The 14,020-nt window shown below is 36.3% G+C and carries 19 protein-coding genes; 13 read left to right on the top strand and 6 right to left on the bottom strand.

What is annotated here, in order from left to right:
* Positions 1-272: 272 nt before the first annotated feature.
* Positions 273-452 carry a hypothetical protein gene (locus V7122_RS03085; protein WP_335348395.1) on the bottom strand — a complete coding sequence of 60 codons (180 nt, stop codon included), beginning with the start codon at positions 450-452 and terminating at the stop codon, positions 273-275.
* Positions 453-553: 101 nt separating this feature from the next.
* Positions 554-721 carry a CotG/ExsB N-terminal domain-containing protein gene (locus V7122_RS03090; protein WP_335525791.1) on the bottom strand — a complete coding sequence of 56 codons (168 nt, stop codon included), beginning with the start codon at positions 719-721 and terminating at the stop codon, positions 554-556.
* A gap of 164 nt (positions 722-885) precedes the next feature.
* On the opposite strand from V7122_RS03090, the gene V7122_RS03095 reads away from it, so the two are divergent.
* From V7122_RS03095 to motB, 4 genes are all read left to right on the top strand, one after another.
* Positions 886-1,983 carry a CotH kinase family protein gene (locus tag V7122_RS03095; protein WP_335525794.1) on the top strand — a complete coding sequence of 366 codons (1,098 nt, stop codon included), beginning with the start codon at positions 886-888 and terminating at the stop codon, positions 1,981-1,983.
* Between the two features lie 134 nt (positions 1,984-2,117).
* A complete protein-coding gene (locus V7122_RS03100) occupies positions 2,118-2,357 on the top strand; it encodes a hypothetical protein (protein WP_335348397.1) in 240 nt (79 codons plus the stop codon).
* A 381-nt stretch (positions 2,358-2,738) separates the two neighbouring features.
* Positions 2,739-3,533 carry a flagellar motor stator protein MotA gene (motA, locus tag V7122_RS03105; RefSeq protein WP_335348398.1) on the top strand — a complete coding sequence of 265 codons (795 nt, stop codon included), beginning with the start codon at positions 2,739-2,741 and terminating at the stop codon, positions 3,531-3,533.
* Positions 3,526-4,299, top strand: coding sequence for a flagellar motor protein MotB (motB, locus tag V7122_RS03110; protein ID WP_335348399.1), 774 nt, complete (start codon positions 3,526-3,528; stop codon positions 4,297-4,299). Before motA ends, motB begins: the two co-directional genes overlap by 8 nt.
* An 89-nt stretch (positions 4,300-4,388) precedes the next feature.
* On the opposite strand, the gene V7122_RS03115 is transcribed toward motB, so the two are convergent.
* Together V7122_RS03115 and V7122_RS03120 are read right to left on the bottom strand one after the other, a co-directional pair.
* On the bottom strand, positions 4,389-5,588 hold the full coding sequence (locus V7122_RS03115; RefSeq protein WP_335348400.1) for an MFS transporter: 1,200 nt from the start codon (positions 5,586-5,588) through the stop codon (positions 4,389-4,391).
* Between the two features lie 35 nt (positions 5,589-5,623).
* The gene (locus V7122_RS03120) at positions 5,624-6,040 is read right to left on the bottom strand and encodes a MarR family winged helix-turn-helix transcriptional regulator (RefSeq protein WP_335354707.1); all 417 of its coding nucleotides are present in this window, start codon (positions 6,038-6,040) and stop codon (positions 5,624-5,626) included.
* A gap of 215 nt (positions 6,041-6,255) precedes the next feature.
* Between V7122_RS03120 and V7122_RS03125 the strand changes: the two genes are divergently transcribed.
* Positions 6,256-7,353: a carbohydrate kinase gene (locus V7122_RS03125; protein WP_335347650.1), complete on the top strand. Its 1,098-nt coding sequence runs from the start codon at positions 6,256-6,258 to the stop codon at positions 7,351-7,353.
* A gap of 13 nt (positions 7,354-7,366) precedes the next feature.
* Positions 7,367-8,278: a pseudouridine-5'-phosphate glycosidase gene (locus tag V7122_RS03130; RefSeq protein ID WP_335347651.1), complete on the top strand. Its 912-nt coding sequence runs from the start codon at positions 7,367-7,369 to the stop codon at positions 8,276-8,278.
* Positions 8,279-8,334: 56 nt separating this feature from the next.
* Here the strand turns inward: V7122_RS03130 and V7122_RS03135 are convergent, their stop codons facing one another.
* Positions 8,335-8,964, bottom strand: a complete 630-nt coding sequence (locus V7122_RS03135; protein ID WP_335354706.1) for a class D sortase — start codon at positions 8,962-8,964, stop codon at positions 8,335-8,337.
* Positions 8,965-9,309, bottom strand: a complete 345-nt coding sequence (locus V7122_RS03140; RefSeq protein ID WP_335354705.1) for a helix-turn-helix domain-containing protein — start codon at positions 9,307-9,309, stop codon at positions 8,965-8,967.
* A 234-nt stretch (positions 9,310-9,543) separates the two neighbouring features.
* On the opposite strand from V7122_RS03140, the gene V7122_RS03145 reads away from it, so the two are divergent.
* The 7 genes from V7122_RS03145 to V7122_RS03175 all read left to right on the top strand — a co-directional run bounded on the left by V7122_RS03145 (position 9,544) and on the right by V7122_RS03175 (position 13,929).
* Entirely contained in the window at positions 9,544-9,741 is a 198-nt protein-coding gene (locus tag V7122_RS03145; protein ID WP_335354704.1) for a hypothetical protein, read from the top strand.
* A gap of 56 nt (positions 9,742-9,797) precedes the next feature.
* Complete coding sequence (locus V7122_RS03150; RefSeq protein ID WP_335354703.1) at positions 9,798-9,950, top strand: anti-repressor SinI family protein; 153 nt, start codon at positions 9,798-9,800, stop codon at positions 9,948-9,950.
* A 397-nt stretch (positions 9,951-10,347) separates the two neighbouring features.
* The gene (gene sipW / locus V7122_RS03155) at positions 10,348-10,929 is read left to right on the top strand and encodes a signal peptidase I SipW (protein WP_335354702.1); all 582 of its coding nucleotides are present in this window, start codon (positions 10,348-10,350) and stop codon (positions 10,927-10,929) included.
* Positions 10,930-11,022: 93 nt separating this feature from the next.
* Positions 11,023-11,664: a TasA family protein gene (locus tag V7122_RS03160; protein ID WP_335354701.1), complete on the top strand. Its 642-nt coding sequence runs from the start codon at positions 11,023-11,025 to the stop codon at positions 11,662-11,664.
* A gap of 87 nt (positions 11,665-11,751) precedes the next feature.
* A complete protein-coding gene (locus tag V7122_RS03165) occupies positions 11,752-12,648 on the top strand; it encodes a TasA family protein (RefSeq protein ID WP_335354700.1) in 897 nt (298 codons plus the stop codon).
* Positions 12,649-12,739: 91 nt separating this feature from the next.
* Positions 12,740-13,543: an LPXTG cell wall anchor domain-containing protein gene (locus tag V7122_RS03170; protein ID WP_335525792.1), complete on the top strand. Its 804-nt coding sequence runs from the start codon at positions 12,740-12,742 to the stop codon at positions 13,541-13,543.
* Positions 13,544-13,620: 77 nt separating this feature from the next.
* Complete coding sequence (locus tag V7122_RS03175) at positions 13,621-13,929, top strand: DUF5658 family protein (RefSeq protein WP_335354698.1); 309 nt, start codon at positions 13,621-13,623, stop codon at positions 13,927-13,929.
* Positions 13,930-14,020: the final 91 nt, after the last annotated feature.

A 14,020-nucleotide genomic window follows, 5' to 3' on the forward strand; every position in this document is an offset into this window, starting at 1 on the left:
TGGACAGGTTTTCGGAAAAAATGAAAAAGCTGTCCGACAAAGTAGGTTTAATGGACAGCTTTTTGGAAAAAGTGAAAAAGCTGTCCGACAAAGTAGGTTTAGTGGACAGGTTTTTGGAAAAAGTGAAAAAGCTGTCCGATAAAGTAGGTTTAGTGGACAGCTTCTAGGAAAAAGTAAAAAAGCTGTCCAGTAAAGTAGATTAATTGGACAAGTTTTCAAAAAAAAGAAAACTTGTCCAGTTAAATTGATACTATACTAGATAGTTGTTCGAATTACTTATCCCGAAATTCAGTTCCATCGTGACCTTCTATGCGATTTTTGAATGCTTCTTGGACAACAAGAAATTCTTCATCCTCTTGTGCCTCTGTTGCTTTACTTTCTATTACTGAATTGTCTGGGAAATTACCCGGGTGATTTTTATTTTTGTGGTTAAACTCTTTACCTCTTGCCATTTGTATCTGCTCCTTTCGTTTTTCTTCATGTATCTTCCCCTTAATTAAAAAATCCTATGTATATTGCCTTGTAATTAAAAAGCTTTGCATTTGCAAAGCTTTTATTCATCATCCTCACGATCCATTCTTGTATCGAGCGAACACTTTCTGCTATCAGACTGCCTTGATCTTTTAGATGAAAATGGCTCTTGATATAGAAACTTTTCCATTCCTGCAGTGATTACTTCTTCAACCGCACGATGGATATCGGCTTCACTATAACCTTTCAAAGTCATATCCTCCTTATTGATTGGATCATTCTTCGTTTTCTTGCTATTAGAATACGGATCCGGAAGAAGTTTTGCCTTAGACGATTGCGTATTTTATGAAATAGGACTGTCACCCTTTTGATGTTTGTCATAAGATTTAATAACATGTTCGGTTGGGGGAGATTATTTTGAAGAAAGCAGATATACCAATCTATAACTTATTTATAAATCCAAAAAGTCTCGTCGATTTAAAGAAGAATATTTGGTCAGATAAATCTGTTACGGGAATAATAAACATTCAAAATAAAAAGCATGACATTGATATTAGGTACCGAGGATATTATGTTCGAGAGTTCAAGAAGAAGTCGTATCATTTTCATTTTTATAAACCTAGGACATGGAATGGGGCAAAAGAGCTTCATTTAAATGCAGAATATAAAGATCATTCATTAATAAGAAATAAGCTTTCTTTTGATTTTTTCTCTAGTATTGGTGTCAAGGCCCCCTCTGCAGAGCATGTTTTTCTTGTATTAAATGGAAAACCAGAAGGAGTTTATTTACAATTAGAGTCAGTAGATGAATACTTTTTCAAAAAAAGGAATATCCCAGTACAATCGATATTTTACGCGGTTGATGGAGATGCAAATTTCTCACTGATTAGTGAATATGATAATGCTCCTAAGAGATCTTTAGAAATGGGCTATGAAATAAAGTATGGACCGGACGAAGAATGTTTGATCTTACAAGAGTTTATTTTCAAAGCCAATACACTTTTAAGAGAAGAATTTGAACGAGAGATAGGAAATTATATGGATGTTGAAAAGTATTTGCTTTGGCTAGCAGGTGCGGTTTGTACTCAAAACTACGATGGATTTGTTCAGAACTATGCTTTGTGCAGGAATGGTGATGCGGGGTTATTTGAAATTCTTCCTTGGGATTATGATGCAACTTGGGGAAGAGATGTTCATGGGGAGATTATGGATTATGACTATGTAAGAATAGAAGGTTTTAATACGTTATCGGCAAGAATGCTCGATGTCCCTTCATTTAGAAATTTATATTATAAGAACCTCGATCAGATCCTCAAACATCAATTTACAGTCGACTTTATGAAACCAATAATACAGGACATATATACGAACCTTCGTCCTTATGTTTTAAAAGATCCCTATAAAAAAATGTATATCGAACAATTTGATATGGAACCGGAATTCATTTGTAAATTTATAACGGATAGAAACAACTATTTGAAAAGTGAGCTGAAAAAGCTAGGTTTCAACTAGTAAAGGGATAGAATGATTGCTATAAAAAAGGCGAGCATTTTTAGAAAATGGGCACTTTATTTTAGTTGTTTGTCCACTCCATATTTAAACTAAAGCATAGTCTATATTAGTGAAAAAGGAAGGGGGGAAGATGAATGTTCCAGCAAACAGGAAGAAGACGAGTTCAGAATATTAGGGCCGATGAAGTAAATATTGCTGCCAATAGAGTGAATGTAAGAGAAGTCCGCAGAACAGATCGCAGAAGAACAGATCGCAGAAGAACAGATTGCAGAAGAACAGATCGCAGAAGAACAGATCGCAGAAGAACAGATCGCAGAAGAAGTGATTTCTTTTGCGGTTGCAGAAGACGTTGCGGTTGCGGCTTCTTCTTCTAACAATTAATAATGAAAATGATGACAATTTCTAAAACCATTGCTGCTCCGCCACTGATTCACCTCATACGGAACAAGCATTTTCGCGGCAGTAAAAGCTATTAGGTCAATTATTTATTAATAAGCATTGATCTAAGAAAGGGCAGGGGTTCCATCCCTGTCTTTCTCTATGTTAGGGAACAAATTAGGAGGAGCAATATAGCAATAAGGTAAATGAAATAGAAATTTCAACGTTAGAGAACAACAATAATCGTAGAATAGTGAAAAAATAATAAGTTAACAAATTGAAAAAGAAAAAAATAAGAATTTTCACCTTAATCTTTGAAGGAATATGTCGAAATAAGAAAAGAGGGAGTATTTTTAAATAAAGATGGGTGAGGACATATGGATAAAACAACGTTAATAGGTTTAATATTGGGGATTATCGCAGTTGGGGTAGGGATGGTTCTTAAAGGAGTAGATCCTGCAGTGCTAATGAACCCAGCGGCTGTATTAATTATTTTACTAGGGACAGCTGCTACAGTAGCAATTGCGTTCCCAACTAGTGAAATAAAACGACTTCCAAAGTTGTTCGGAATTATTTTTAAAGAGAAAAAACAAATGAATCCAGTTGATTTAATAAAAATAATTTCTGAATGGGCACAGCTTGCAAGAAAAGAAGGGTTGCTAGCACTTGAAGCAAAGACAAGTGAAATCGATGACCCATTCCTAAAAAATGGACTCTCCCTAGCTGTAGATGGTCAGAGTGCAGATTACATACGTGACGTTTTAAATGAGGAAATTGAAGCAATGGAAGAGAGACATGCAGCGGGAGCTCAAATTTTCTCCCAGGCTGGAACTTATGCTCCGACATTAGGAGTATTGGGAGCAGTTGTCGGATTAATTGCCGCTCTCGGAAATATGAACGATACAGATACTTTAGGTCATGCAATTAGTGCTGCGTTCGTGGCAACTTTATTAGGGATTTTCACAGGATATGTCCTTTGGCATCCATTTGCAAATAAGCTGAAAAGAAAATCAAAGCAGGAAACAAAGCTAAAGACTATGATGATTGAAGGTGTTCTATCAGTTCTTGAAGGAGAGGCGCCGCGAGTCATTGAACAAAAATTAGCATCTTATTTACCGGCAGGAGAAAGAAAGATATTTCTTGAAGAAGGCGGCGTGAAGAAAGGTGAGTAGAAGGAAAAAGAAGGATCACAAAGAGGAGCACATTGATGAATCATGGTTGCTCCCTTATGCAGACTTATTAACCTTGCTGTTAGCCTTGTTTATCGTTCTGTTCGCTTCAAGCTCAGTTGATGCTCAAAAGTTCCAGGCAATTTCAAGAGCTTTCAATAGTGCATTTTCAGGCGGAACGGGAATTTTTGATTTCCCAAGTCCAATACCTGAAGGGCAGATGCAATCAACAGATGTTAAAGGCGATGATACGAAAAGTAAAAGGGATCAGAAAAATGCAGCTGAGATACTTAAAGAAGCAGAACAGCAGGAACTTGCCACAATCCAAAATAAGGTAAATACTTATATTGATCAAAACAACTTAACTGAAAGGCTTCAAACCTCCCTTACAGACGAAGGATTGCTCGTTTCGATTCGAGATAATGTATTATTTTCACCTGGAAGTGCGGATGTTCGGACTAATGATGTAAAGGTTGCAGATGAAATAGCTGAGCTGCTTATTATGGAGCCCCCTAGGAATATTATCATTAGCGGACATACAGACAATGTACCAATCGGAAATGCCCCGTTTGAATCGAACTGGGAATTAAGCGTGATGAGAGCGATTAACTTTATGAAAATTGTTCTGCATAATGATAAACTAGATCCAAGCTGGTTCAGTGCGAAGGGCTTTGGAGAATTCCAGCCAGTTGCATCTAATGATACGAGCGAGGGACGAACAAAAAATAGAAGAGTAGAGATATTGATATTGCCAAGAACTGTAGACTAAACCTCAATTGGTTTAGTTTTTTTAGTTAGATGCGCTGATATACAATAAAAATAAAAAAGGAAATCAGCCAACAAGCTGATTTCCTCCAATTACACTTCTGATGTCTTTCTGGATTGTGGCAAGAGTGCTTTCTTTCCATGTAAGAGAAAGTAAGCAAACAGAGCAAGAAAAATGACTCCGACTAAAATAAAATAGACTGTTGAAAAACTCGTATACGCGGCGATAATTCCGAGAACGTAAGACCCAAGACCAATACCAGTATCGAAAAATGTAAAGAATGTCGAAGTAGCTAACCCTCTTCTTGAAGGATCAGAATTTTTAATGGCTATCGTTTGTAAGCAAGGTGTAAGGCTTCCATATCCTAAGCCGATAATGACCCCGGCAAGCAGAAATCCAAAGGTGGTAGTAGCCTGGCTTAGCAAAAACATCCCAATGGCAAATAAAATGATTGCCGGATAAATAATCTTATTTTCCCCATAAAGATCAAACCATTTTCCGGTAAAAGGCCGGGAAATAAGCATGGCAGCAGCATAAACAACAAAGAAAAAGCTAGCTGCCTCGATTAAACCAAGCTCTTTTGCATAAACAGAAATAAACGCAAGAATTCCCGAATAACTGATAGCAAGAATTCCAGCCACGATTGAAACTGGAATTGCCTTCTTCTCAAATAGGCTGTCAATCGATAATTTCTGTGGCTGAGCTGGTTTTGACTCGAGAGTATTTCCTTTAGGCAACTGTACAGCAAATGAAAGTAATATTGCTAGGAACGATAAAATGGAACATAACATAAACAGCGAGTTAAAGCTCGAGTATTGAATGATAGTTAAGCCTGCAAAAGGTCCCATTACCATGGCTAAATTCATAAACATCGAATAATAGCCAAGTCCTTCCCCTTTTCTTTCATTAGGGACAATATCAGCTGCAATCGCACCAGCTGCTGTCGTCACCATCCCAAATCCTATTCCGTGAACGAATCGTAAAATAAGCAAAGTAGGCATAGTATTTGCCCAAAAATAAAAAATACTGGAAACGAAAAACAAGATCAATGCAATAAAAAGAATCTTTTTCCGACCAATTTCATCAAGCCATTTACCTGATAATGGTCTGATCAGAACCGCTGCAATGAGGAAAACGGATGTAATTAATCCTACTTGGGTTCCGTTCCCATTTAAATCGTCCAATACATAAATCGGCAGTGTGGTCAGCAAAATATAAAAGCCGATAAACATAAAAAAACTTGTAATTGAAATACTTAAAAAACCCTTTGTCCATAATGGTTGCTTTTTCATAGATGTCCTCCTAAAAAAATAACTACAGAAATAACTTAAAGATTGACTGACATCTTTTTCAAAATTGACAGCATTTCTGTAGTCTCTTGATCAGAAATATTTTTTAAAGCTTGACTCTCACATGTCCGTACAGTTTGAAGCCAAGTGTCATACATACCGTTAGCTACCTCAGTCAGAGTGATTTGTTTTTCTCGTTTGTCGGTACCGGTCTTCTTTGTTATCCAGCCTGACTTTTCCATTCTTGCTAGCGTCCGCGTCATGGTAGGGGCCTCAACTCCTAGATAATGGGACAATTCCTTTTGAGTGGCTGGTCCATTCGTTTTAAGTAAATAAATAATTGTCCATTGAGCTGTGTATAATCCAAGAGGAGTTAATGCCTCATTCAGGATTTTTGAAAAGTGCCGGCTAAACTGGTTAATCGAGTGAAAAAGATTATTTTGTATTTGATTCAAATAAATCACCTTTTCAAATTAGTTACCTAGCTAATTATATTTGAATTTTTTCTTTCTGTCTAGTTCATAACAATAATTGAATATTAAAAAATAGGGAAAGGTAGGAGGGAATAATCAGTAATCCTATTAAAAAGGACTATAAAAAAGATATTGCATAATTAAAGACAAGTGTTTATAATTAGGACAAAAGTTTATTTAATAAGGGCTGAATCATTATGAATCAAAAAGAGTCGTTAATATTACAGCTTATTGAGGAAAACCCTTTTATCTCACAAAATGAGATTTCTGATAAGACGGGGTTGTCACGATCAGCGGTCGCCGGCTATATTTCATCTTTAACGAAAGAGGGAAAGCTTCTCGGCAGAGCTTATGTGCTTCCAAAAAGGAAACATATCGTCTGTATTGGCGGATCCAATGTGGATAGAAAAATACAGACACTTCAAACGCTCCAGCTTGGCACATCCAATCCTGCTGAAAGCTCGCAATCATTTGGCGGGGTGGCAAGAAATATTGCAGAGAACCTTGGAAGATTAGGATGTGATGTCGCTCTTATGACTGCAGTCGGTGAGGACGGAGAAGGCGATTGGCTGCTGGAGCATACAAAATCGTATGCAGACATCAGCCCATCCCAAGCTTTCTCGAATGCAGCTACAGGAACATATACCGCCGTGTTAGATCATGAGGGTGAAATGGCGATTGCTCTAGCAGACATGTCAATCTATGATTTGGTTGACATCGATTTTGTCGAGAGAAAATGGGGACATATTGCTTCATCAGATTTAGTTGTTATTGATACGAACTTTCCAGCAGAAGTCATTAAGCAGCTAATCGGTCGTTGTCATGAAGCAAAAATTCCGGTTTGCATTACACCTGTCTCTGCGCCAAAAGTAAAGAAGCTGCCAAAAAGCTTGGCTGGAGTCACGTGGTTAATTGCCAATAAGGACGAGGCAGAAGCCTTATCTGAAATGGAAATTAAGAATGATAGCGATTTTTTCAAGGCAGCAGAAAAAATGCTGGAAAAGGGTGTAGAAAAGGTCGTTATCACTAGAGGAGATAAAGGTCTCATTTACTCTACACAAAAAGGAGAGTCTGGGACAGTCCTTCCGCCAAAAATTCAAGTGGAAGATGTGACAGGTGCCGGAGATTCGCTTGTCTCAGGAATGATGTATGCACATTTACAAGGATTAGATATTGAGAACGCTTGTAAAATAGGGATATCCTGTTCCGCTATTACACTGCAATCTCACGAAACTGTGAATCCGAATTTAAATCAAGTTCACTTGCAAGAAACGTTCAACCAATACTTTAAATAAGGGGTTTTGTCACATGTTAGAAAACTGGTTAGAATATTCAGCGGAAGTTCAAGAAGCAAAAAAAGCTAATAAACCGATTGTTGCTTTAGAATCAACGATCATCTCTCACGGAATGCCATATCCGCAAAACGTGCAAACAGCTAGAGAAGTAGAAGAGATTGTCCGTAAAAACGGTGCAGTTCCCGCAACAATTGCGATTTTAAATGGAAAAATTAAAATCGGTCTTTCAGATGAAGAGTTAGAATACCTAGGACAAGCCAAAGATGTCGCAAAAGCTAGCCGCCGTGACCTGGCATACCTAGTAGCGCAAAAGAAAGATGGTGCTACAACAGTTGCTACGACAATGATTTGCGCAGAGCTTGCAGGCATTGAATTATTCGTTACAGGCGGAATCGGTGGGGTTCACCGTGAAGCAGAAACAACAATGGATATTTCTGCTGACCTTCAAGAATTAGCACAAACGAATGTGGCAGTAGTATGCGCAGGAGCTAAATCCATTCTTGATATCGGCCTAACATTAGAGTACTTAGAAACACATGGAGTTCCTGTTGTCGGATATGAAACAGATGTCCTTCCTGCATTCTATACGCGTACAAGTCCATTTGGCTTGCACCAACGTGTTGACACTCCTGAAGATGCAGCAGCTATTATCCGCACAAAATGGGAGCTTGGCCTAAACGGCGGTGTTGTTATTGCTAACCCGATCCCAGAAGCGGATGCATTAGAAGAAGCATTCATTACAAATGTGATCGAATCAGCGTTAAAAGAAGCAAAAGAAAATAATATCGCTGGTAAAGAAGTAACTCCATTCCTTTTAGGAAAAGTAAAAGAGCTAACAGAAGGTACAAGCTTAACGGCTAATATTGCGCTTGTGAAGCACAATGCGGAAGTTGGTTCAAGAATTGCAGTAAGCTTACAAAAATAATAAGTGTTCATAATAAAGGCCAGGTCCTGCGGTTCAAACTGCTGGGACTGGCCTTTTTAATTTGTTACGGGATTTTCTGTTCGATGTGCGGTCAACACATAGCGATAAGGAGCATCGCCAATATAGGAAAAGGGATAGCAGGTGGAGACTGTTAGTGTTTCCGTAGGTGCAGTAGATTTAATAACCGTTGTATCATTTGCCTCGACAATTTGTGAGCCGGTAATTTCGTAGCTATAGGAGCCATATGGCATGATGACGTGAAATACATCCCCATTTCTTAAACCTCCGAGGCGGCGAAAAACAGTTTCCCGGTGACCGGAAAGCAGAATTTGATCAGGTTGTCCTGGCAGCGCCGTACTGGAGTAATGGCCAACTCCTTTTTCTAATTCATATTCGCTCGTCCCTTCAACAATAGGGAGCTCTGCTTGAAGTTTGGGGATTTCTAAAATGCCGATCACCTCTCCCTTTTTGAAAGGATTAATTACTTCTTTTTGTTCATTTTGAAGAACAATATCATGTTCCTGGTCTTGAGCCTTAATTTGGACTTTCTCCTTAGCTTCAATTAAAGAAGCTTCTTTACTTTTCTCATGGACATAAATATCTTTTATAGAGAAAAACACTAGCCCAATCCCTGTTAACATAATGATTGAAGCGGAAATAAGAAAGAATTGTTTCCTGGCAAACACTTATTCATTGCCCCCGTTCATGTTTTTAAATTTAATAAAATCCAAATAATAAGCAAATTCCTCTTTAGTCACCCCAATATCAATCGCATCATGGATCAATTCAATCCATTCACGATCTATTTGATACATCTCAGTTGGCTCCGCTTTTTTCTTCTGATCCAACAAATCCTCTACATCCGTATCAAGTGTTTTTGCCAATCGTGATAATACTTGCAGGGATGGATTTTGTTGAATGCCTCTTTCTATGTAGCTTAAATAAGATTTAGATACACCCGCTTTTTCAGAAAGCTCATTGATGGATAACCCCTTTTCTATTCTTAACCTCTTAATACGCATTCCAACCATGTATTTATTCCCCTTTTATTTAGTTTAACGTGTTTTCATTATAACGAACAAAGTGTTCAATAAAAAATTTGAAATATTGAGGAAACTAAAGGATTACATAGAAAACAAACGAAAATCGTTCTTTAAAACGAAAAAACGGGTGAATTTGATTTTTTATGAAATAGGAATATTAGACTATACTCTATGGGTAGGTTCTGTAAAGAGAACGAAAATTCATTGTAGGTGGTGTCATGTATGTATCAAAAAAACTGTGATCAATGCCATCGACCATCTTATAGCAGCAGCGAAATAGGGAGTTGGCTTTGCCCAGTTTGCGGAAAAGATTTAACAACGTACACATTTTTTGATGCTTTGACCCTGGAAAGAATTCATATAAAGGCAATACCGTATCAGAAGAAAATAGAAAAATATGATTTTATACAATTAAGGTAATCATTTATTGACAATTATTTTTATAAAAGGACGAACTTTTTGGGAGGATCAGTCTGATGGAGACAAAGGTACTCATTGATAAGTTAGATAAGGAATGGATACACCTAATACTAGAGGCAAAAAAATTAGGTGTTGAAAAAGAAGAAGTTCGCGATTTCCTTCAAAAATTTATCATAAAGGAGCATTTAACTAATAAGCCAGTATGCTAGTACAAAATAGAATAATAAATATAAGCTCAGGTATTTCTTACAAGGATTTTTTGTACTCCTTTTAAGAAATACTTTTTTTGTTTCTTAGCAATGTTAATTATTTGTTCTTTTAATAGAACAATAATGTTCTAAATAAATTACAAAATAGTTAGAAAACAAGAGAAATAACAAGGAAACAAGCACAAAACGTTCTTTATATCGAATAAATGGGCGTTTTTGGCGTTTTTCAAATTAATGCATTTGACTTATACTCAAATTAATAAGTTCGTTAAAGAGAACAAAAAGACTTAAGCAAACTAAAAAATGTACCTTTTTATGAACAATGCAGTGCAATGTTTTGACTGAATTTGTTAGGAAACCAAATTAAATATAACGAAAGTTTAAAGGGGTGAAGGTATTGAAGAAAGTGATGAAAGGTTTAAGTAATATAGTAACAGTACTTTTGTTCTTACTACTTATAGTAATGGCCATGTTAGTAATTTCCTCTAAAGCCTCAGGAGGAGAGCCACAAATATTGGGATACCAACTGAAAAACGTATTATCCGGATCAATGGAACCAACCTTTAAAACTGGTTCAATCATCTCGGTGAAACCTGGTGGGGATAAAACTAGATTCCAAAAGGATGATGTCATTACATACATGGAGGATGAACAAAAAATCGTTACTCACAGAGTCATTGATGTTGTAAAGGGTGGCAACCATGTTATGTATCAGACGAAAGGTGATAATAACGAATATCCAGATTCAAAACTCGTTCTTTCGGACAATGTAATAGGTGAATACACTGGATTCTCAATTCCTTATATTGGATATTTCATAGATTTTGCAAAATCAAAAGCTGGTACAGCAACTCTACTAATTGGGCCAGGAGTTTTATTACTCTTATACTCTGCAATATCAATCTTTAAAGCTCTGAAAGAAATAGAGCATGCAACAAAGAGAAAAGATGAGAAACAGGGGCCAGAAAAAACCGCTTAATTATGGTTGTATTCCTTATGAAAACATAAGGATTCAATAAAAAAACTACATACCTCGTAAAAAAACGGGGGAGAAACCAAGGAGGAAGAAAAAATGTCAATCAAAAAGAAATTAGGTTTAGGAGTAGCATCTGCAGCATTAGGTTTATCATTAATTGGTGGAGGAACTTGGGCAGCATTCAACGATGTTGAAACAATGGATAACCGTTTAGCTGCAGGAACATTGGATCTGCGAATTGGCAATCAAGCAGAAGGTGTAATGAAAGTATCGAATCTAAAGCCAGGGGATACAATGACTCGCCAATTCAAACTTCAAAACTGGGGCAGCCTTGATATTGAAGATGTACTATTAACGGTTAACCCAGTAGGTGAAACAGCGCCTGGTTTCCTAGGTGAATTTGCTGTAACAATTTTAAATACTGATGGCATTAATCTTTTATCAGGAATTACTGGATCTGGAGTACGTGATGGCGGGGGTACTTACGTATCAATGCAAGATTTAATTAATCATTCTAATGCAGGAGGATTCGACATTTCAAGTGTGAATTTGTATAAGAATCCAACTATTCCAGGTAGGGATGAAGACATTATCGACATTAAAGTTGAATTTGTTGACAAATCAGCTAAGGACGCTGCTGGTAAATACGTACAAAATCAATACCAAGGTAAGGTTGCTGAATTTAGATTTGTCTTTGAAGCAACTCAATCAGCTGGTTCTGAAAGAGCAAACAACTAATAAAAGAATGAAAGGTGGGTTAATTAACCCACCTTTCTATATATTGTACATCCTGATTTAAAATTTATGGAAGATATGGTGAACAAAATGACTATTAAAAAGAAATTAACATTAGGAATTGCCAGTGCAACTCTTGGACTTTCCCTGGTAGGCGGAGGAACTTTTGCGGCATTTAATGATGTGGAGACGATGAACAATACCCTAAAATCAGGTGTCCTAGATCTTAAAGTAGATCCTTCTGTAGTATTTAATGTATCAAACTTAAAACCTGGAGATTATATGCTGCGAGACTTTAAGATTATCAATATTGGAACATTAGACATTGAAAAAGTCCTTATGCATACTAGCATTGAAGTAAAGGACAAAGAAGGAAATATTGTTGATAGTGATTTCGCATCACAATTTATCATAAATTTCTTAACTAGCGATATGCAGCCTATTATAACCCCATGGGATAATGTTTCGTTACTGGATCTTAAGAGACTAACAGATAACGGAAAGTCTCCTGATATTACAACTTATTTAAAACAAGGGTTAATTGTGCCATTAAATCCTGATTTACCAGTAGGAGATTCAGATCATATTATGATGATGGTTACTTTTAAAAATGATGAAGAGAAAGATAAAGAGACAGGGCTATATTATCAAAATAAATATCAAGGTTTAGATATGAACCTAACTCTTAATTTAGAAGCAACGCAATACTCTGGGGTAGAAGAGGAAAATAATGAAAAACCCCAAGAAACTCCAGATGTGATTGCAATTACCGATGTTAGAATAATAAAAAATGATTGGGATTGGCAAAATGATAAAAATGGCTATCACCTGAAAGCGCAAGTTGAATTTACGTTCAGTGATGGAAATACGATTAAATCAAATACTGAAACTATTAAGAATGCAGATCCAACAGGTGAAAGTATAACTTTTACACAAAGGTATAAAGGGAAAGATTATTCTATAACTTTAGAAATACCTTTTAAATAAAAAGTATAAAACATCGCTAAGGTTATTTCCCGCATCTATATATTTATTGAAACACATTCTTTTCTAATTTTATAGGAAGAAAGGGGTTGCTATGAGATTACGGTTATTAATCATTACCTTTATTTGTGCCTATGTAGTATTATTCCTTCAGCCCATTAATATTCAAGCAAGTACCAACCAACAACCTAATATTGAAACAAAACCTGATAACTATTTATTCAATGTGAAAAATATGTCACCTGGGGATTGGGCGATAAGGAATTTAACTATTCAAAACCGTGGAGAAAGCGATTTTACATATAATTCAGAGTCTTATTACAAAGCTGGTTCAAGGAAACTTTACAATGAATTTCTTTTAAAAGTATGGGATTCGAAAGAAGTATTGTATAGTGGCAAATTATCAGACTTTGATGGGTTTGAGCCTAGACTTTTACCTTCAAAAAGTCAAGAGGATATAAAATTTGAGGTAACTTTCCCATATGAACTAGGGAATGAATTTCAAGGGTTAGCTTTTGAATTTGAGTTAAGGTTTGTAATGGAAAATACAGGACATAGTCCTAATCCAAATCCTGATCCTAATCCAAACCAAGATTCCGATCCAACCACTGACCCCGACCCAATAGATGATAATGCTGCTCCTCCTACTACCAGCCCTGAAACAGAGTCAGATCAAGAAAATGATCAAAATAATAATATAGAAAATCCTGCTGCAGAAGAGGATACGGCTATGCCGATTCCTATACGTTCAATTCCTTTTGAAGAATTGGATGCACCAATCGAAAAGGGGCAAATCTTACCTTCAACAGCTACAAATATGTATAACTATTTATTAATAGGGGTCTTATTAATGACTGCAGGCGCGGCGGTTTTCTTCTATATCAAAAAAGACGAATAAGAGATAATCAAAGGCCTTGATTGGAAATAATACGATCAAGGCCCTTATTAATAGTAATGGATCAGGAATGATAAACAGTGAAAATCAATTTAAAAAAGATCTTTCTTTATTTAGCTTTACTGAATTTATACGATGGTATAGTCACGTTTTTCGGTATTCAGTTTTCTTTAATTGAGGAAAGTAATCCTATCATGAATGCCCTTTTCCAAACCAATCCGTACTATTTTCTTGGTTATAAAGTAATTCTATCTGCTGCTCTATTTATGTTCCTTTTTATAAAAAAACTTCCCCGTAAAAAAATTGTAAATAATTTAGCCCTTACAGCTACTGGTTTATATACGATTGTCTTTGTTATTCATGCCATTTGGATCATAGCCCTCATATAAAATGATAAAAAAAGATTTCGACTATATTTAACAAGATTATGTTAGAAACTTGATAATAATAGATATTTTTCCTAAGAATATCTAGAGCCTC

Source organism: Bacillus sp. JJ1532, assembly GCF_036965085.1.
GTDB lineage: Bacteria > Bacillota > Bacilli > Bacillales > Cytobacillaceae > Cytobacillus.

Coding starts and splice junctions, on each gene's coding strand:
- V7122_RS03085 (WP_335348395.1), bottom strand. CDS start 452: ATGGCAAGAGGTAAAGAGTTTAACCACAAAAATAAAAATCACCCGGGT.
- V7122_RS03100 (WP_335348397.1), top strand. CDS start 2,118: ATGTTCCAGCAAACAGGAAGAAGACGAGTTCAGAATATTAGGGCCGAT.
- motA (WP_335348398.1), top strand. CDS start 2,739: ATGGATAAAACAACGTTAATAGGTTTAATATTGGGGATTATCGCAGTT.
- V7122_RS03115 (WP_335348400.1), bottom strand. CDS start 5,588: ATGAAAAAGCAACCATTATGGACAAAGGGTTTTTTAAGTATTTCAATT.
- V7122_RS03125 (WP_335347650.1), top strand. CDS start 6,256: ATGAATCAAAAAGAGTCGTTAATATTACAGCTTATTGAGGAAAACCCT.
- V7122_RS03130 (WP_335347651.1), top strand. CDS start 7,367: ATGTTAGAAAACTGGTTAGAATATTCAGCGGAAGTTCAAGAAGCAAAA.
- V7122_RS03140 (WP_335354705.1), bottom strand. CDS start 9,309: ATGGTTGGAATGCGTATTAAGAGGTTAAGAATAGAAAAGGGGTTATCC.
- V7122_RS03145 (WP_335354704.1), top strand. CDS start 9,544: ATGTATCAAAAAAACTGTGATCAATGCCATCGACCATCTTATAGCAGC.
- V7122_RS03150 (WP_335354703.1), top strand. CDS start 9,798: ATGGAGACAAAGGTACTCATTGATAAGTTAGATAAGGAATGGATACAC.
- V7122_RS03160 (WP_335354701.1), top strand. CDS start 11,023: ATGTCAATCAAAAAGAAATTAGGTTTAGGAGTAGCATCTGCAGCATTA.
- V7122_RS03165 (WP_335354700.1), top strand. CDS start 11,752: ATGACTATTAAAAAGAAATTAACATTAGGAATTGCCAGTGCAACTCTT.
- V7122_RS03170 (WP_335525792.1), top strand. CDS start 12,740: ATGAGATTACGGTTATTAATCATTACCTTTATTTGTGCCTATGTAGTA.